The organism is Hymenobacter canadensis, assembly GCF_027359925.1.
GTDB classification, from domain to species: Bacteria; Bacteroidota; Bacteroidia; order Cytophagales; family Hymenobacteraceae; genus Hymenobacter; species Hymenobacter canadensis.
In genome coordinates, this window is sequence record NZ_CP114767.1 from 1,304,306 (window position 1) to 1,322,634 (window position 18,329).

Annotated in this window: 13 protein-coding genes and 1 tRNA gene; 11 read left to right on the forward strand and 3 right to left on the reverse strand. The window is 64.9% G+C overall.

The genetic code is table 11. The features are described 5' to 3' along the window. Nucleotides 1-95: 95 nt before the first annotated feature. From gyrA to O3303_RS05725, 3 genes are all read right to left on the reverse strand, one after another. Nucleotides 96-2,660, reverse strand: coding sequence for a DNA gyrase subunit A (gene gyrA / locus O3303_RS05715; RefSeq protein ID WP_269561107.1), 2,565 nt, complete (start codon nt 2,658-2,660; stop codon nt 96-98). Between the two features lie 124 nt (nt 2,661-2,784). Further along, nucleotides 2,785-3,027 (reverse strand): hypothetical protein, encoded by a 243-nt coding sequence (locus O3303_RS05720; protein WP_269561108.1) that lies wholly within the window; start codon nt 3,025-3,027, stop codon nt 2,785-2,787. Between the two features lie 115 nt (nt 3,028-3,142). After that, on the reverse strand, nt 3,143-3,802 hold the full coding sequence (locus O3303_RS05725; protein WP_269561109.1) for an HD domain-containing protein: 660 nt from the start codon (nt 3,800-3,802) through the stop codon (nt 3,143-3,145). A gap of 329 nt (nt 3,803-4,131) precedes the next feature. Here O3303_RS05725 and O3303_RS05730 point away from each other — a divergent pair, with 329 nt between their 5' ends. The 11 genes from O3303_RS05730 to O3303_RS05780 all read left to right on the forward strand — a co-directional run bounded on the left by O3303_RS05730 (nt 4,132) and on the right by O3303_RS05780 (nt 18,316). Continuing rightward, a complete protein-coding gene (locus O3303_RS05730) occupies nt 4,132-5,583 on the forward strand; it encodes a L,D-transpeptidase scaffold domain-containing protein (RefSeq protein ID WP_269561110.1) in 1,452 nt (483 codons plus the stop codon). An 87-nt stretch (nt 5,584-5,670) separates the two neighbouring features. Continuing rightward, nucleotides 5,671-5,743 (forward strand) — tRNA-Thr (locus O3303_RS05735). Between the two features lie 465 nt (nt 5,744-6,208). Then, nucleotides 6,209-9,208, forward strand: coding sequence for a PAS domain-containing hybrid sensor histidine kinase/response regulator (locus O3303_RS05740; RefSeq protein WP_269561111.1), 3,000 nt, complete (start codon nt 6,209-6,211; stop codon nt 9,206-9,208). A gap of 227 nt (nt 9,209-9,435) precedes the next feature. Continuing rightward, on the forward strand, nt 9,436-9,828 hold the full coding sequence (locus O3303_RS05745; protein ID WP_269561112.1) for an Hpt domain-containing protein: 393 nt from the start codon (nt 9,436-9,438) through the stop codon (nt 9,826-9,828). A 3-nt stretch (nt 9,829-9,831) separates the two neighbouring features. Then, on the forward strand, nt 9,832-11,079 hold the full coding sequence (locus tag O3303_RS05750) for a glycosyltransferase (RefSeq protein WP_269561113.1): 1,248 nt from the start codon (nt 9,832-9,834) through the stop codon (nt 11,077-11,079). 5 nt (nt 11,080-11,084) lie between these two features. Next, nucleotides 11,085-12,230 carry a glycosyltransferase family 4 protein gene (locus O3303_RS05755; RefSeq protein ID WP_269561114.1) on the forward strand — a complete coding sequence of 382 codons (1,146 nt, stop codon included), beginning with the start codon at nt 11,085-11,087 and terminating at the stop codon, nt 12,228-12,230. A gap of 40 nt (nt 12,231-12,270) precedes the next feature. Beyond that, a complete protein-coding gene (locus O3303_RS05760; protein ID WP_269561115.1) occupies nt 12,271-12,648 on the forward strand; it encodes a response regulator transcription factor in 378 nt (125 codons plus the stop codon). Between the two features lie 5 nt (nt 12,649-12,653). After that, the gene (locus tag O3303_RS05765) at nt 12,654-13,847 is read left to right on the forward strand and encodes a sugar transferase (protein ID WP_269561116.1); all 1,194 of its coding nucleotides are present in this window, start codon (nt 12,654-12,656) and stop codon (nt 13,845-13,847) included. Nucleotides 13,848-13,887: 40 nt separating this feature from the next. Continuing rightward, complete coding sequence (locus tag O3303_RS05770) at nt 13,888-14,631, forward strand: TolC family protein (RefSeq protein WP_269561117.1); 744 nt, start codon at nt 13,888-13,890, stop codon at nt 14,629-14,631. Then, complete coding sequence (locus O3303_RS05775) at nt 14,628-16,781, forward strand: Wzz/FepE/Etk N-terminal domain-containing protein (protein ID WP_269561118.1); 2,154 nt, start codon at nt 14,628-14,630, stop codon at nt 16,779-16,781. The genes O3303_RS05770 and O3303_RS05775 overlap by 4 nt, the downstream gene beginning before the upstream one ends. A gap of 47 nt (nt 16,782-16,828) precedes the next feature. Beyond that, nucleotides 16,829-18,316, forward strand: coding sequence for an O-antigen ligase family protein (locus O3303_RS05780; protein ID WP_269561119.1), 1,488 nt, complete (start codon nt 16,829-16,831; stop codon nt 18,314-18,316). Nucleotides 18,317-18,329: the final 13 nt, after the last annotated feature.

Consider the following 18,329-nt stretch of genomic DNA (forward strand, 5'->3'; position numbering starts at 1 on the left):
GGGAAATGGGACCCGAAGTTCAGCCGACCGCCGGGCCAGCCGGGAAAGCAAGAGGCTGGTCGCGAAACCAGCCTCTTCCCTCCTTTTCTGCAAATCTATTCGGTTGGAACCGAATCAGCTTCGTCAGTTGCTGCCAGATCCTCGTCCGTAGGGGCTGCTACGGCAGTATCCAGCGTAGCAGTTTCACCGATGAGGCCCTCTAGATCAGCTTCTTTCTCTTCGTCGGCCGCAACTTTGGCCACCGAGGAGATTTCATCGCCTTCGTTGATTTTGAGAAGCCGGACGCCCTGCGTGGCCCGCCCGATAATGCGCAGATCGGCCACCCGCAAACGAATGGTGAGGCCCGATTTGTTGATGATCATCAAGTCGTCGGTATCGTTGACGTCCTTGATGGCCACCAACGCCCCGGTTTTATCGGTGATTTTCATCGCCTGCACCCCTTTGCCACCACGGTTGGTAATGCGGTACTCTTCCAGCTCCGAGCGTTTGCCATAGCCGTTTTCCGAAACCACCAGCAGTTCCTGCGTGGGGTCCGAAACGCAGACCATGCCTACCACCCGGTCAGTGTCCGAGGCCAGCGTGATGCCGCGCACCCCGGCCGCCGTGCGGCCCATGGAGCGCACTTTGCCTTCGGGAAAACGTACGGCCCGGCCGGAACGCAGCGCTACCACAATTTCGGAGTTGCCGTTGGTCAGGCGCACGTCGAGCAGACGGTCGCCTTCGTTGATGGTAATGGCGTTGATACCCGCCGTCCGTGGGCGCGAGTACGCTTCGAGCGGAGTCTTTTTCACGGTGCCCTGCTCGGTGCAGAACATCAGGTAGGTATTTTCCAGGTAGTCCGGGTCACGCAGGCCGCGCACGTTCAGCACGGAGCGCACCGAATCTTCGCGCGGAATTTCGATCAGGTTCTGAATCGGCCGGCCTTTGGCGTTCTTGCCGCCTTCCGGCACTTCGTACACCTTCAGCCAGAATACCCGGCCCAGCTCCGTGAAGAACAGCAGGTACTCGTGCGTGGTAGCCACGAACAAGTGCTCCGTAAAGTCGTCCTGCTTGGAGCCGGCGCCCCGGGCACCCACGCCGCCGCGCCCCTGGGCCCGGTATTCGGCCAGCGGCGTGCGCTTGATGTAGCCGTCGTTGGAGATGGTAATGACCATGCTCTCGTCGGCAATCATGTCCTCCATCGAGAAGTCACCGCCGGCGTATTCAATCATGGTCCGACGCTTGTCGCCGTACCGCTCCCGAATATCGAGCAGCTCGTCCTTGATGATCTGGCGCTGCAACACTTCGGAGGCCAGCACCGACTTGAGGTAATCAACCAGCTTCATCAGCTCGTCGTATTCCTGCACAATCTTGTCGCGCTCCAGACCGGTGAGGCGCTGCAGACGCATATCGAGGATGGCGCGGGCCTGCACCTCGCTCAGCGAGAACCGCTCGATGAGCTGGCCGCGGGCCACTTCGCCGTCGCGCGAGCCCCGGATCAGGGCAATCACCTCGTCGAGATGGTCGAGGGCAATGAGCAGACCTTCGAGGATGTGGGCGCGCTTCTGGGCTTCGGCCAGCTCGTAGCGCGTGCGGCGCACCACTACGTCGGCGCGGTGCTCCACGAAATAGTGGATCAGCTCCTTCAGGTTGAGCGTCATCGGGCGCCCTTTCACCAGGCACACGTTATTGACGCCGAACGACGACTGCAGCTGCGTGTAGCGGTAAAGCTGGTTGAGCACCACGTTGGGCATGGCGTCGCGCTTCAGGTCATACACGATGCGCATACCGTCGCGGTCCGACTCGTCGCGCAGGTCGGCAATGCCTTCGATCTTCTTATCGTTGATCAGAGCCGCCGTTTTCTCAATCATCGCCGCCTTGTTCACCATGTAGGGAATCTCAGTGATGATGATCTGCTCCTTGCCGCTGGGCAGGGTTTCGTAGTGCGCCTTGGCGCGTACTACCACCCGGCCCCGGCCGGTTTCGAAGGCCTGCTTGACACCTTCAAAGCCGTAAATCGTGCCGCCGGTCGGGAAGTCCGGCGCCAGCACGTGCTCCATGAGCTCGGCAATGGTGATGTCCGAATTATCGAGGTAGGCAATGATGCCGCTCACCACTTCGGTGAGGTTGTGGGGCGCCATGTTGGTGGCCATGCCCACGGCAATACCCGTGGTACCGTTCACGAGCAGGTTCGGGAACTTAGCGGGCATCACGCTCGGCTCTTCCAGCGAGTCGTCGAAGTTGGGCTGAAAGTCTACCGTGTCTTTGTCCAGGTCGCCGAGCAGCTCGTCGGCCAGGCGCTTGAGGCGAGCCTCCGTGTAGCGCATAGCCGCCGGCGAGTCGCCATCGACGGAGCCAAAGTTACCCTGGCCATCTACAAGCGGGTAGCGCAGGCTCCAGTCCTGGGCCATCCGCACCATGGTGTCGTACACGGAGGAGTCGCCGTGCGGGTGGTACTTACCCAGCACCTCGCCCACGATACGGGCTGATTTCTTGTAGGACTTATTATAGGAGACACCCAGCTCGCTCATGCCGTAGAGCACGCGCCGGTGCACGGGCTTGAGGCCGTCGCGCACGTCGGGCAGCGCCCGGGAGATGATAACCGACATCGAGTAATCGATGTAGGCGCCGCGCATCTCGTCTTCGATGTTAATCGGAATGATTTTTTCGCCTTCCGCCATAGGGAGAACTTAGTCGGCCGGCTGCAACCCCAGGGGCCGCGCCGGCACTGTGAATGAAGGGTGCGTTAAGCCTGCAAGATAGGCAAAAAAGGCCGTTTTTCCAACCGCTGGCCGCTCTTGCAGCCTACTTCAGCGTCTTGCTCTTATCGGCTTTGTGCTGGCCGGACCGGGGGGTATAGGTCTTGATTTTTTCGCCGACGGCCGGGTTCTGCTTCTTGAGCAGGGGCTGCCCCCGGTACTTCACGCCATCATGAAAATGCACCTTGCGGGTGTGGCACGAATTGATGGGACAGGTGCGGCAGGAAGCGGCCAGCAGCAGCACCAGCGCGGGCGCCAGCAGCCGGGAGTAAAACGAGCGGAATGTCATACGACAAAGATGCGGGTTTCTCGTTGTTCGTGGTCTGTTATTCGGGCCACACAGTTCGTCGCCCACAACCGGCTCTGCATCCCGCTGACACAGAAAGTAAAGCCCCTGCCCTCTTCTACCCCAGATCCTGCCCTTCCCACTCGCGCAGAAACTGCGCCACAAACGCTTCCATAAACGCGTGGCGCTGCTCAGCTACCCGCCGGGCAGCCGGCGTATGCAGCCGCTCCCGCAGATGTAGCAGCTTCTCGTAGAAATGGTTGAGTGTGGGCGCTACATTCTGCTTATAGCTGGCAAACGAGGCGTGCTCTATGGGCGGCACCGCCGGATCGTGCAGGGGCCGGCCCTTGTGGCCACCGTAGGCGAAGGCCCGCGCCACCCCGATGGCCCCGATGGCGTCAAGGCGGTCGGCATCCTGCACCAGCTCGCCTTCCAGCGTGCTCATGGGCGTGAGCACCCCCAGGCCTTTGAAGCTTACTTCGCGAATGATGATTTCCACGGCCTGAATGACGCTTTCGGCGACCTGCTGGCTTTCCAGCCAGGCGCGGGCTGCCCGCGGGCCAGCCTCCTCGTCGCCGTCGTGAAACTTCCAGTCGGCTACGTCGTGCAGCAGGGCGCCCAGCTCGGTGTGCAGCAGGTTGGCCTCGGGGGTGTCCTGCGCCAGGCCGCGGGCCACCTGCCACACCCGCCGGATATGCTCCCAGTCGTGGCCGGAACCTTCGTGTAAGAATTTTTCCCGAACGAAGTCGGCAGTGCGGCTAATGAGGGCAGTTTCCAAAATCTGAGGGCAATGATGAAGCTGCAAAGCAACAACACCCACCGCACAAAACTACGGTCCGCATCCGCCTTCCAACCCGCATCGGCAATAAACTGAGACAAAACGAACTGGGAAAGCGGGCGTTACGCCCGCGCTCAGGCCGTGCGCGGCGTTGGATTCTGCGGCCACAATCCGTATCTTATGGAAGCGTAGTGCCGGCGTCGGGGATTTAATACGGCCTGACACCGGAATACGCCAACTACCCTGCCGCACCGGGTGTCTGCTGTGTGGCAGTCCGGCTTGCTTCTCTACAGCCTACAGCGATGAACCGGTTAAGAAGTGTTGTACGCATGACTGGCTGGTGGCTGCTGCTGACGGTATGGCTGCTGCTGCTGCCCCCCGCACATGCCGACGCCCACGCCAGACCCGGCCACCCACAGCCGGCCGGCCCGGAAGCCGTGGTATCGCTGCGGGCGCTGCTCGATACAGTAGCGCTGGGTCCCGCTGCCACGTATGAAAAACTGGCCCTGAAAGCCGGATTGGCGGTCCAGGACTTCTATTTACAGCGCAACTTCGCGCCGGCCTGGACGCGCCCAGATTCCGGTTGGAACGCCCCCGCAAGGCAGGCGCTTTCTCTGCTGAAGCGCGCCCCCGAGTTCGGACTCAATCCCGATTCCTACGCCTGGCCGATCCTACAGACCCTCCCCGACTCGCTCCACCGCGCTTCCAGCGTAGCCGGGAGCCTGAGCGGGTTTGAGCTGCGCCTGACCGACGCGCTGCTACGCTACGCCGCCCACCTACGCTACGGCCGGCTTCAGCCATATACGACCACCCCGGCTTTCCTCAGTGGCCAGCCCGCGCAGGAAAGTATTACGCGGCTCGCCCAAGCGCTGGCTGCAACCGGGTTTGAGGAAGCGTTTCTGGAGTGCCAGCCCGCAAGCACCGCCTACCGAGCCCTGCAGCAGGCCTGGCGACGCACGCTCCCGCCCGATTCGGTTTTGGCCGGATTGCCCGGCCCGGCCACCGGCAACACCTCCGATTTCCGCCGGGTGGCGCTCAATCTGGAGCGGCTGCGCTGGGACGTCGCCCTGCCCGATTCGGAAGCCTATGCCCTGGTAAACATTGCGGCGTACTCCCTGCAGATTATCGAGCGGGGGCAACTCGTGCAGACGCACAGGGTGGTAGTGGGAAAACCCGACACCCCCACTCCTATTCTCAGCAGCCGGATTACGGTGTTTATGACGGCTCCGGAGTGGCGCGTGCCGCATAGCATTGCCGTGCGCGAGATTCTGCCCGAATTGCAGGACGACCCGGGCTTTCTGGCAGACAACAATTATCGGCTGTTTGATCCCCGCAACCGTCCGGTGAACCCGTGGCGGGTCCGCTGGAGCCGCGTCACCCCGCAGAACTTTGGCTATACCATCCGGCAGACAGCCGGCCGCCACAATGCGCTTGGCAACCTGGTGTTCTACTTTGCCAACCAGCATGCCATCTACCTCCACGATACCCCGGCCCGGGCACTGTTCCGGGAGCCGAAACGTGCGCGCAGCCACGGATGCATACGGGTGGAAAAACCCTTGGAACTGGCTACCTATCTGCTCCGGCGTGAAAACCAGCAAGCCGCCCTCCCGGATATCCGGCGCAACATCGCCACCCACACCACCTGCCGCTATGACCTCGCTCAGGGCCTGCCCATCTATGTGCGGTATACCACTTGTGAGGCCCGTAATAACCGGCTCCTGTTCCACCCCGATATCTACTGCCTCGATGAAGACCTGGCAACCGTTTTAGCACTCCCCTGATTCTGTGCGGGTTCTATAAAAATGCAATTCTTTTTTCGGTTCCGACTTGAAAATCTAATTTTAGCCTCTAGTTTTGCACCACAATTCGCCTCCTTAGCTCAGCTGGTAGAGCAACTGACTTGTAATCAGTAGGTCGTTGGTTCGATCCCGACAGGAGGCTCTTCTATTCACTACCGGAATGCCCGGAAACTTGCTCCTCGCGCTGCGAAAGCTGGTTTCCGGGTTTTTTGCGTCTGGGGGAATTGGTACTTCCGTCTCTTGTATCCGGTGCAACTACAATAACCCCGTGTAACGGAGGCAGCTAACCACTCACGGTGCGCGGCGGCCTGCCCCCTCTTGGCCTACCGGGATTTGGGCTTGGGCGCGTGCCGCATACACGCTCCATATTCCGGACGGTCTTTCCGAAACATGGACGGAAAAAGCTACCCTGAGCCACGCATCCGGCACTCACAGGAAGTTTAAGGAACAAAATCAACTTTGGCATAAGGCTGGCAGGCCGGCGACGGTATGCTGCCAGGAGCAACTCAGCAGTGCCGCCCCCATGTGCGGGATACCTGGGCCGCCATATGAGCCCCCCCGATGGTAAGGCAGTATGCTGGCGGTGATGGCCCCTTGCTTTATACCCATGCTTGCTTTCGACTTACCGAACCTACACCAGTTCGCCGCTTTGCTACCCGATGGCCTGCTGCTACTGGCCCCCGATGGCACCATCCGGATTATCAACGCGGCGTATAGTGCCTTGTGGCCGGTACCCCACGACCCGATGGCCTGGCACGGGCGGCCCATAGCCGAGTTGGTGGCGGCCACAGGGACGCTGCTGGCCAACCCAGCTGGCGGGTGGGGAAACCTGACCGCCCCGGCCGCTGCACCCTGGCAGCTGCCGCTGCAGAGTGGCCGCGTGCTGGAGCTGAGCTCAGCCAGGCTGCCGGAACCGGCGGCCGGCTGGCTGGTACGGGCCCGGGAGGTAACCGCTGAGTGCCAACTTCAGGCACCATTGCAAGACCTGGCCAGCATTGCGGAACAGTCGCCTAACCTGGTGCTGCGCTTCAGCTCGCAGGGCCACCTGACGTATGCCAACGAAATAGCCCGGCAATTTCGCCACGGCCTGGAGCCGGCCGAATGGCACGCGCTGCAGGACCAGCTCCGGCAACTGGCCACCGCCAGCCTGCGGCCGGCCGGCCCATGCGAAGCCGGGCTAAGCGGCGGCGGGCGGCACTTCCGGCTGGTGGCCCGGCCCCGGCCCGCGTTGGGCTACACCACGCTTTACCTCAACGACATCACCGAACAGCACCAAGCCGAACGATACCTGACGCAGCAACAGGCCTTTTACAACTCCATTCTCAACGAGCTACCCGGCGACATTGCCGTTATCGGGCCCGACCGCCGCTACCAATACGCCAACCCGGCCGCCATCCGCGACCCGGCAATCAGGGCCTGGATTGTGGGCAAAACGGACGCCGAATATTGCGTTTACCGCAACGCACCCATGGAACGGGCAGAGTTCCGGCGCAGCCTGTTCGACCAGGCGCTGGCCACGCGCACGGCCGTGGAATTTGAAGAGGCTATTCCGCACGCTGGGGGCACCTCCTACTTCCTGCGGCGCTTGCAGCCCGTATTCCGCCCCGATGGCGCGCTGGACTTTATCATCGGCTACGGCATGAACATCACGGACCGGCGGCTGGCCCAGGAGAAGCTCCGCGAAAGCGACCAGCTGCTGCGCGAACAACAGGCTTTTCAGCAGCTGGTCCTCGACGTGATACCGACCGCCGTGTACGTTCGGGAGCAGGGCCAGACCACCTTTGCCAACCGGGCCATGCAGGAGCTAATAGCCCAGACCCACGGCCTGGCGGAACTGGTGCGCCAGCACCCCGATGGCCCCGAAGCCCGGGCCGTGGCGGAGTACAGCCGCAGCGACGCCGAAGTGCTGGCAACTGGCCGGGAGGTGCAGGCGGAGGATTCCCTGACCCTGGATACCGGCGAGGTGCGCTGGTTCCAGACCGTGAAATACCCGTTTCCCCGGCCGGATGGCCAAGTGCTGGTACTCGGAGCCAGCACCGACGTGACGGCCAGCAAGCGGGCCCGCCTGCAACTGGAGCGCAGCGAGAAGCGCTACCGCGACTTGCAGTACTATGCCCAGGCCCTCATCTACACCCACAACCTCGACGGGTGTCTGCTCACGGCCAACCCGGCCTGCGCCCGCCTGATGGGCTGCACGGTGGCCGAGTTGACGGCCGCGCCGCTCACGCAGGTGCTGCCGCTTCGGCTCGCGCGGGAAGTGCCTCACTACCTAGGAGAGCTGGCCCGGGAAGGAGAATTCCGGGGCGTGCTGCAGGTGAATGCCGGGCCGGGCCGGCGGCGGTTTGTACTCTGCCACAGCCACGTAGTGCACGCCCCCGACGAGGCCCCGTACGTCATCGGCTACGGCCAGGACATCACCGACCTGATACTGGCCGAGCAGGAGATGCGGCGGGCCAAAAACGCGGCCGAAACCGCCGCCCAGGCCCGCACCACGTTCCTGGCCAACATGAGCCACGAAATCCGCACGCCCCTGAACGGGGTGCTGGGCATGGCCGCGCTGCTGGCCCGCACGGGCCTCTCGGGAGAGCAGCGCGAGCAGCTGGCCGTCATTCAGGCTTCGGGCCAGCACCTGCTGGGCGTCATCAACGACGTGCTGGACGTGGCCAAGATTACGGCCGGCAAGCTGGAGCTGGAATTCACGCCCTTCAACCTGAGCGAGTCGGTGCAGCAGACGCTGGAGCCCCTGGCCCGGCAGGCGGCCGACAAGGGCCTGGCTTTCAGCCTGGACCTGCCCACGGCCAGCCCCTGGGTGCTCGGCGACCCGTTCCGCCTGAACCAGATTCTGCTGAATCTGGCCGGCAATGCCCTCAAATTCACGCCCGCCGGCAGCGTGCGCGTCGCCTGCCAGCTGCTGGCCCACACCCCGCAGAGCCTGACGCTGGCCTTCAGCGTCTGCGACACGGGCATCGGCATTCCGCCCGATAAGCTGGCGCACATCTTCGACAGCTTCACGCAGGCCAACGCCGACACCACCCGGCAGTTTGGGGGCACGGGCCTGGGCCTGAGCATCAGCCAGGCCCTAGTGCGCGAGTTTGGGGGCCAGCTGACCGTGGACTCGCTGCCGGGCCAGGGCAGCACCTTTGCTTTCCAAATCTCGCTGCCGGTGGCCGCCGCTCCCGCCCACGCCGCCGACCTGTACCTGGACGAGGAGCCCCTGCTGGGCCTGCGCGTGCTGCTGGTGGAAGATAATACCATCAACCGCCTGGTGGCCCGCGAGATGGTGGTGAGCTGGGGCGGCGTGGTAGATGAAGACCCCGACGGACCGGCGGCCGTGGCCCTGTTTGAGCAGCACGAGTACGACGTGGTGCTGATGGATATTCAGCTGCCGGGCATGAGTGGGCTGGAAGTGACGGCGCGGTTTCGCCAATACCTCGATGCGCGGCGGGCCCGCACCCCCATCCTGGCCCTCACGGCCAATGCCTACGTCTCGGATATGCAACAATACCTGGCCGCCGGCATGAACGACTGCCTGGCCAAGCCCTTCGACGAAACCGAGCTTTGCCGCAAGCTGCAGGCGCTGCGCCCCACCCCGCCGGCCCCGGTGTAGCCGGCCGCCTCCACCACCTGGACGAGTGTCCGGAAAATAGACGATAGCGAGGCCGCACAACCGTTTAATAAATACTGATAGTCAATTACTTACCTCACAAAAACAACATGGCATAACTCTGGCACTCCGGGAGTGTCGGATCTACCAAGCGGGTGAGAGAATTCTCTGGACCTGGGTAGCCTCCGGACAGCACCCTTATTTCCCTACCCGGTTTACGCCCCTGTTTTATGGCATCCATTGCTCCTGCCACCACTCCCGCTGCGACTGCCGCAGAAGTGCCATTGTACCATTTCAACCGCTTGGGCCGGCTGGGTCAGAACCCGGGCTTTGTGCGCGAAATCAAGCAGCTGTTTGTGGGCCAGGTGCCGGAGCAACTGCTGGAGCTGCGCGCCGCCATTGCGGCCGCCGACTGGCCACAGGTAGCGCACCTGGCCCACAACCTGAAGGCCATGTTCGGCAACCTGGGCATGGAAGACGCGGTTTCCCAACTGCGCCAGGTGGAGAGCCTGGCCCAGCAGGCCGCCGACCAGCGCCAGCAGCAGCTTATTGTGCGGGCCGTGGAAACCACCGCGACGGTGGTAGCGCAGCTGTTTACCCAGGATCTGCAGCAACCGACCTGAGGTATGCAGCACCAGGACGTTATTATGCTCTGCCAGCAAAGCTGGGCGCTGCCGCTGGGCACCAATGCCCGCAGTCTGGCCCGGGAGTTTGCCCGGGCCAACCGGGTGCTGTACGTGCAGATGCCCCTGGACCTGCACGCCCTGCTCACGGGCCGCCACCGGCCCGAGGTGCAGCAGCACCTGCGCGTGCTGCGCGGCCAGGCCGAGGGACTGACGGAGGCGGAGCCCAACGTGTGGGTGCTCACCCCCGACTGCCTGGCGCTGTCGGTGAACCGGCTGCCGGTTGGGCGCGTGTTCGGGTGGGCCAACCAGCTCAATGCCTGGTGGCTGGCCCGCAGCATCGGGCGGGCGGCGCGGCGGCTGGGCTTCACGCAGCCCGTGCTGCTGCAGGATGGCATCATCTTTCAGGGCACGGAGCTCAAACGCCTGCTGCGCCCCCGCCACTTTGTGTACTACCTGCGCGACTACATGCTGGACGTGCCCTATTTCCGGCGGCACGGGCCGGCCGTGGAGCAACGGCTGCTGCGCGAAGCCGACCTGGTGGCGGCCAACTCCGGCTATCTGGCCGACTACGCCCGCCGCCAGAACCCGAACAGCTGCGACATCGGGCAGGGCTGCGTGCTGGACCTGTACCAAGCCGATGCCGACCACCCCGAGCCCGCCGACCTGGCCCCCATTCTGCACCCGCGCATCGGCTACACCGGCTTCCTGACCACCGTGCGCCTAGACCTGCCTTTGCTGGAGCAGCTGGCCCGCCAACGCCCCGACTGGCAGCTGGTGCTGGTGGGTCCCGAGGACGACGACTTCCGGCGCAGCCCGCTGCACCAGCTGCCCAACGTGCACTTTCTGGGCAACAAGCAGCCCGGCCAGCTGCCGGCCTACGTGCAGCACCTGGATGCCTGCATCAACCCGCAGCTCAACAACGCCACCACGGCCGGGAATTACCCGCTCAAAATCGACGAGTACCTGGCCATGGGCAAGCCCGTGGTAGCCACCCACACCCGCACCATGGACCTGTTTGCCGACCACGTTCTGCTGGCCGACCACGCCGACCAGTGGCCGGCGCTGCTGGAAGCCGCCCTGGCTGGCGAGGTGCCACAGCGGGCCGCCGCGGGTATTGCCTTTGCCCGCAGCCACACCTGGGCGGCCAGCGCCGGCCGCCTGTACGCCGCCCTGGCCGCCCTGCCGGAGCCAGCGCCGGAGCTGGCCCCGGCTACCGCCTTCGCCCTCACTCCCGCCCGCCTCGCCTGACCCATATGGCTGCTAAAACCCGAATTCTGCAAACCATCCGCCAGGGCCAGATTGGCGGCGGCGAAACCCACGTGCTGGACCTGGTGGCCCACCTCGATACGCGGCGGTTCGAGCCCGTGGTGCTTTCCTTCACGCCCGGCCCCATGGTGGAGCAACTGCGCGCCCGGGGCATAACCACCCACGTCATTCACACCGAGCGGCCGTTTGACGCACCCAACTGGGGCCGCGTGGAGCAGCTGCTGCGCCAGGAACGCATTGATCTGGTGCACGCCCACGGCACGCGCGCCTTCAGCAATACCTGCTGGGCCGCCCGCCGGCTGCGCCTGCCCACTATGTATACCGTGCACGGCTGGTCGTTTCACCCGGACCAGCCCGCGCTGGTGCGCCGGTACCGGCAGCTGACCGAGCGGCTGCTCATCAGCCAGGCCGATGTGACGGTGTGCGTATCGGAAAGCAACTACCAGGACGGGCGCACCTTCTGTAGCATGGACCGCGCCCAGGTTATCCGCAACGGCATCAACCTGAGCCGGTTCAGCCCGCGCGAGCAGCCGCCGCGCCACATCCGGGCGGCGCTGGGCATCAGCGAAGACACCCTGCTGGTGGGCTTTCTGGCCCGCATGACGGCCCAGAAAGACCCGCTGACGCTGCTGCGCGCCGCCGCCCTGCTGCCCCGCGAGCTGCCGGTGAAATTCCTGCTGGTGGGCAGCGGCGACCTGCAGCCGGCCGTGCGCGCGGAAGTGCAGCGGCTGGGCCTGCAGGACCGCGTGGTGCTGGAAAACTTCCGCTCCGACGTGCCCGACGTGCTGCAGGCCCTGGATGTGTACTGCCTGCCCTCGCTCTGGGAAGGCCTGCCGCTGGGCGTGCTCGAAGCCATGGCCATGGGCAAACCCGTGGTGGCCACTGCCATCGACGGCACCTGCGAGGTGATTACGCCCGGCCACGACGGGCTGCTGGTGCCGCCCCGGCAGCCGCAGGCCCTGGCCGATGCGCTGCTGCTGCTGCTCACCAACGCGCCGCTCCGGGCCGAGATGGGCCGGCAGGCCCGGCGCACGGTGCAGGCCGAATTTGGGGCCGAAGCCATGGTGCGGCAGGTGGAAGCCCTCTACCAGCATCTGGCCGTACCTGCCGCCACCCTGGCCCTACCCTACTGATTTTACCCTTTTCCGGCCTTGCGGCCATTGTGCAGTTCGTATGAAAAAAACGCTTCTCGTAGTAGATGATGAGCAAGTCATTCAGCTTATCCTCCGGCGCTACTTCGCCCCCCACTACACGGTCATTACCCAGTCCAATGGGCTGGAAGCCATGCGCTGGCTGCAGGCCGGCAACTTCGTGGACGCCATTGTGGCCGACTACAACATGCCCGTGATGGACGGCCTCACCTTCATCCGGCAGCTACGCAGCAGCCTGCTGCACCAGCAGGTGCCGCTCATCATGCTCTCGGGCAAGGAAGAAACCAGCAACAAAATCCAGTGCCTGCGCCAGGGCGCCGACGACTACATGGTGAAGCCCTTCAACCCTGAAGAGCTGGAGTTGCGGCTGCAGATTATGCTGCGCAAAGTACTGATCTGATGCCGATGCAAGTTCGCAAAACCGTCGTTTACGTCTCGGCGGACCCGCGCGAGGCGGCCCGTTTCCAGCAGCAGTTCGCCGACGATCTGGCCGTGCTGCCGATAGGCAACGCCACCGAGCTGCTGGAGTTGTGCGAGCAGCGCCTGGGCTCCTTCGAGGCCATTCTTAACGCGGCACCCCTCAACTCGCCCCTCGGCCTGGGCCTGATCCGGACCCTGAAAAAAGACCGGCAGCTCCAGTGCCCCGTCTTTGTGCTGGCCGACCAGCCCGTGAGCACGCAGGCCCGGAGCCTGCTGCTGGAGGCCGGCGTGGCCGATATTCTGCCGCTGCGCCTGCCCCGCACCGAGCTGCTGACCCACCTGTACCTGCTGGCCCGTCCTGCGGGCGAGGTAGTGGCCACCCCGTTTGCGTTCCGGATGTCGCCGACCAAGCGGCTGCTGGATGTGGTACTGGCCGGCGCGGCCCTGCTGTGCCTCTCGCCACTGCTGCTGCTGGTGGCGGGCCTGATCAAGCTGGAGTCGCGCGGGCCGGTGCTGTACTACTCCCACCGCGTGGGCACCGGCTACAAGGTATTCAGGTTCTGGAAGTTCCGCTCCATGCGCCCGGATGCCGACAAGCTGCTGGCCTCCATGAAAAACCTGAACCAGTACGCGGCCAAAGCCCCCGAACCGGGTGACGGCGCGGTGCTCACGGCGGCCACCGTGGTGCAGCTGGGGCTGTGCGAAAGCTGCGCCGCCAGCGGCTCGCAGTGCCAGCAGCTGCTGATTGACGGGCAGGGCGAGCTGATCTGCGAGAAGCTCTACCGCGACCGGAAAAAGGCGGAGGACGGGGCGGCTTTCGTCAAGATTGCCAACGACCCGCGCATCACCCGCATCGGGCACTTCATCCGCAACACCAGCATCGACGAGCTGCCCCAGCTCTGGAACGTGCTCTGCGGCGACATGAGCATCGTGGGCAACCGCCCGCTGCCGCTCTACGAGGCCGAGAAGATGATGACCGACCACTCGGCAGCCCGCTTCATTGCCCCGGCCGGCCTCACGGGCCTGTGGCAGGTGAGCAAGCGCGGCAAGGGCGGGGATATGTCGGAGCAGGAGCGCATTGCCCTCGACGTGGAATACGCCCGCCGCTATTCGCTCTGGGAAGATATGCGCATCATTCTGCGCACCATTCCGGCCCTGTTTCAGAAAGAAAACGTGTGAGCCCGCCCGGCTCCTCCCTTGCCTCCTTACCTGCCTGACTATGCGTGTACCAGTACTGTTGCTGTTGGCGCTGCTGCTTTGCGGCAGCGGCGCCCGCGCCCAGCCGACGGCCACCCCGGCCGCCGCCTGGACGACGGTGCTCTTCGATGCCCCGGAGCAGGTGCTGCCCGTGCTGCTGGCGGCGGCCCTGCGCCACTCGCCCGAGCTGGAAGCCATGCAGACGGAGAAAGCCATGGCCCAGACCGACCTGCTGCTGGCGCGCCGGGTGCTGCTGAGCGGCGTTCAGCTCGCCGGCGGCTACGGCTACGGCAACGTGGCCAACCTGACGATGGCCGACCCGACGCTGCCCCGATCCTACTCTACTACGGCCTCTAGCCGCTACACCACCTCCCTGAACCTGAACCTGCCGCTGGACAAGCTGGTGAACCGCCGCCAGCTGGTGCAGCGCCAGCAGCTCCAGCTCCAGCAACTGGAGCACCTAAGCCGCGCCCGCCAGACCAGTATACGCCAGCGCGTGATTGACCAGTACCAGGAGGTGCGGCTGGCCCACAAGGTGGTGACGCTGCGGCAGCAGGCGCTGCTCTCGGCCCAGCTCAACTACCAGATGGGCGAAAAGCAGTTCCGCAGCGGCGAGCTGGCGCTGGTGGATATGTCGCAGCTGACCGACCGGCACGCGGCGGCGCTGGTGGACTACGAAACCGCCGACAGCCGCCTGGCCACGGGGCTGCTGCAGCTGGAGGAGTTGATTGGCGAAAAGGTGGCCGACCTGCTGCGCCAGCCATGAGCCTGGCCGAAGTACTGCGCCTGCTGCTGCGCCACTGGAAGCTGCTGCTGGCCGTGCCGCTGGTGCTGGGCACCACGGCCTTCCTGCTCACGCGCCACGAGAAGAAAACCTATACCTCCGAAACCACCCTCTACACCGGCATTGCCTCGGGCTACACGCTCAAGGGCAACGCCGAAACCGACTTCTTCTCCACCAACAACGCCTTCGATAACCTGCTCAACCTCATCAAGTCGCGCGAAACCAAGGAAGAAGTAGCCTACCAGCTGCTCACCCATCACCTGCAGATGAAAGACCACCTCGACCCGGCCCGGCTCAACTGGAACTCGCTCATGCGGCTGCACGCGCTGCTGCCCGCCGCACTGCGCCAGCAGCTCACCGGCCCCACCCAGGCCGAAACCCTGGCGCGGGTGCGCGCCTACGCCGGCGCCAACGACACCAACGAGCTGTACCTCCTGCTCAACTCCTTCGACCCTACCTACTCGGTGGACGCGCTGGGCCACGTGAATGCCTCCCGCATTCAGTCCAGCGACCTGGTGAAGCTGGACTACGAAGCCGAGGACCCGGCCATCTGCCGCCACACACTGGAGCTCACCACCCAGGTGTTCAGCGAGAAGTACCGCGGCCTGCGCATGGACCAGACGGCCACCGTCATCAAGTACTACGAGGTAGAAACGGCCCGGGCGCTGGTGCTGCTCAACACGGCCGAGGACAAGTTTCTGGCCTTCAACCGCGACAACAACATCATCAACTACTACGAGCAGACCAAATACATTGCCGGCGAGCGGGAAGGCCTCTACGCCGACATCACCAAGATTCAGATGCAGTACGCAGCCGCCAAAGCCCGGCTGGCCGCCATCGAGCTGAAGCTGGCCGGCCGCAACCGGGCGCTACTCAGTACCGGCGAGCTGCTGCAGCAGCGCCGCGAGCTGGAGCAGCTGCAGGCCGGCCTGGCCAACCAGCAGCTCTACGGCCGGCTGCGCGAGCCGGGCACGCCCACCGATGCGCCGCGGCTGCAGGCCCGCATCGGGGAGCTCACCGAGGCCATGCGCACCACCCTCAACGACCACTACAGCCAGCTCAACTCGGTAGAGGGCATCCCCAGCAAGGGCCTGATTGACGAGTGGCTGCGCAACATGCTGGAATGCAGCGACAACAAGGCCAAGCTGGAGGTGATGCTGCAGCGCAAGCAGGAGTTTATGGAAGAGTACCACAAGATGGCGCCGCTCGGGGCCACGCTCAAGCGCATTGAGCGCGAAATCGAGCTGACCCAGAAGACCTACCTCGCGCTGCTGACCAGCCTCAACGACAGCCGCGCCTCGCAGCAGAACAACGAGCTGACCACCGACCTGAAGGTGGTGGCCCCGCCCTTCCTGCCCCTGCACGCCAAGGGCGGCAAACGCCTTATGCTGGTGGCGGGCGGCTCGTTCGGGGGCTTCTTCTTCGTGGCCGCCACCCTGCTGGGGCTGGGGCTGCTGGACAAGTCGTTGCGCAAGCCCAGCGTGGCCGCGTCCCAGACCGGGCTGCCAGTGCTGGGCGTGCTGCCCCCGCCCTCAGCCACGCCCCCCGCCCCCGGCAGCTACGCCGATACGGCCCTCGACCACCTGGCCCGCCAAGTGGTGCGCCGCGCCGGCACCCAGGGCGCCCCCACGCCCTTTGTAGTGGGCCTGGTGAGCACGCGCCGCCACGAAGGCAAAACCCAGCTGCTGCAGGCCCTGGCCATCAAGTGCCGGGCCCTGGGCCTGGAGGTGCTCACCGTCTGCCCCGAGGGCACCGACGCCGGCCCCGACGCCACCTATTACCCGCCCGCGCTGGCCGTGGTGCAGCGCTGGCCGCTGGCCCGCCTCACCCAGGGCCAGGCCGCCCACGTGGTGCTGCTGGAGCTGCCCGCGCTGCTGGAAGACACCTACCCGGTGGCCCCGCTGACCGAGGTGCACCTGCTGCTGCTGGCCCTGAAAAACACCCGCACCTGGGAGCCCAAGGACGCCCAGGCGCTGCAGGATCTGCGCAGCCTCACGATGGCCCCCGTGGAAGCGGTGCTCTGCGGCGTGCAGGCCTACGAGAGCCGGGAGCTGCTGGTGCAGCACGAGCCCGTGCGCCGCCGGCCGCGCCTGCGCCTGGCCTTCTGGCGCCGCCGCGCCGCTACCGCTTAGTCTGTTTTCTCCGTTTTCACCGCTCGTTTTCCATCCCCTCCGCTCCCATGAATTTCTCCCCCACGTCCTGGCTTACACCGGCGCAGGCCCGGCAGCTGCTGCTGCCGGGGGCCGTGCTGCTGGCGGCCGGGGCCGGCGTGCTCACGGCCCGGATGGGGATGCTGATTCCGGGGGTACTGATTGGGCTGCCGGTGGCAGCTTTCTGCCTCACGGTGCTGTTTCAGGTGCCGAGGGTGGGCGTGGTGGCCTTCATCGTGTACTGCTTTCTGGTGATGACCATCAACCGCCACCTGAAGGGCGCCCCCTTTGGGCTGGGCATGGATGGGCTGCTGCTGCTGCTGTGGCTGGCGCTGGCGTATCACCGCAACCGCCAGGTGGTGCACTGGCCCCGCCTCAACAACGACCTTTGCAAGCTGGGGCTGATCTGGTTTCTCATCAACATCCTGGAAATCGGGAATCCGGCCGGGGCCAGCATCCTGGGCTGGTACTACGAGATGCGCGGCACCACCTTCTACTGGGCCCTGAGCACGCCGCTGGTGTTCATGCTGTTCTACCGCCCCCGCGACCTGAACCTGTTCCTGATGCTGGTCATCTTCTTCTCGGTGGCCGGGGCCTACTACGGCATCAAGCAGAAAATCATCGGGCCCGACGCGGCCGAGCAGCTGTGGCTAGACACGGGCGCGGCCAAAACCCACGTGCTGTTTGGGGTGCTGCGGGTGTTTTCCTTCTACAGCGAGGCGGCCCAGTTCGGGGCCTCCCAGGCGCACATTGCCGTGGTGTGCCTGGCTCTGGCCACCGGCCCGTTCCGCTGGTGGAAGCGCCTGATTTTTGGGTTTGTCTCGGCCAGCACCCTCTACGGCATGCTGATTTCGGGTACCCGCGGGGCCATGTTCGTGCTGGTGGCGGGCATTTTCATGCACCTGGTGCTGAGCAAGCAGCTGAAGGTGCTGGTGCTGGGCGGGCTGCTGGCCGGCGGCGCGTTCGGCATCCTCAAATACACCACCATCGGCAACAACAACCCCAGCGTGGCGCGCATGCGCACCTCCCTCGACCCCAACGACCCCTCGCTGCTGGTGCGCCTGCGCAACCAGGCCAAGCTGCGCGAGTACCTGGCCTCACGGCCGCTGGGTGGCGGCGTGGGCGTGATTGGCATGTGGGGCGAGAAGTACAACGGCGACAAGTACCTCTCCACCATCGCGCCCGACAGCTACTTCGTGAAGATCTGGGCCGAGTACGGCATCGTGGGCTTCCTGATCTGGTTTGGCATGATGCTCTACATTCTGGGCAAGAGCTGCGGCATTGTGTGGCGCACCCGCAACCCGCTGCTGCGCCAGAAGCTGCTGGCCCTCACGGCCGGCTACTGCGGCATTCTGATGGCCAGCTACGGCAACGAAGTCATCAACCAGATGCCGTCGGCCATGATTGTGTACCTGGGCTGGGGCTTCGTGTTTCTGGGGCCGCGCCTCGACACGCCGCTGCCGGAGCCGGCGGCGGAATCCGCGCCGGCCGCCCCGCCCCTGGCGCTTACAGCTTAGCCCGTTTTTCTCC